Source organism: Streptomyces sp. XY431 (genome assembly GCF_001279805.1).
Taxonomy (GTDB): Bacteria; Actinomycetota; Actinomycetes; order Streptomycetales; family Streptomycetaceae; genus Kitasatospora; species Kitasatospora purpeofusca.
The window spans coordinates 1-354 of record NZ_LGDO01000362.1; the positions used below are offsets into that span (position 1 = coordinate 1).

Consider the following 354-nt stretch of genomic DNA (forward strand, 5'->3'; position numbering starts at 1 on the left):
GGTGGGGTGTGCCGTCGTGTTCGGGGAAGACGGTGCGCAGGGTTTCGTGGCGCTGGACGACGTCGGTGAGGGCGGCGCTGAGCGCGGGGACGTCGAGCTGGCCCTCCAGGCGTAGCGCGACGGGGATGTTGTAGGCGGAGCCGCCGTCCAGGCGGTTCAGGAACCACAGCCGCAACTGCGCGTACGACAACGGGATCATCAGGACTCCTTCGGCCGGGGCATGCGCCGCAGCGCCGGCCGCCGCCTCTGCTGCGTCTGGTCGAGGTGCTCGGTGAGGGCGGCGACGGTGGGGGCCTCGAAGAGGGTGCGGATCTCCAGGTCGACGCCGAGGGCGGCGCGGATGCGGCCGGCGAG

General features: G+C 72.6%; 2 protein-coding genes. Both read right to left on the bottom strand.

The features are described 5' to 3' along the window. Positions 1-199 (bottom strand): condensation domain-containing protein (locus ADK60_RS48190; protein WP_199839762.1); only part of this gene is annotated, 199 nt, incomplete at its 3' end. Then, entirely contained in the window at positions 199-342 is a 144-nt protein-coding gene (locus tag ADK60_RS48195) for a hypothetical protein (RefSeq protein WP_353651774.1), read from the bottom strand. The genes ADK60_RS48195 and ADK60_RS48190, both read right to left, overlap by 1 nt. Positions 343-354 lie beyond the last annotated feature (12 nt).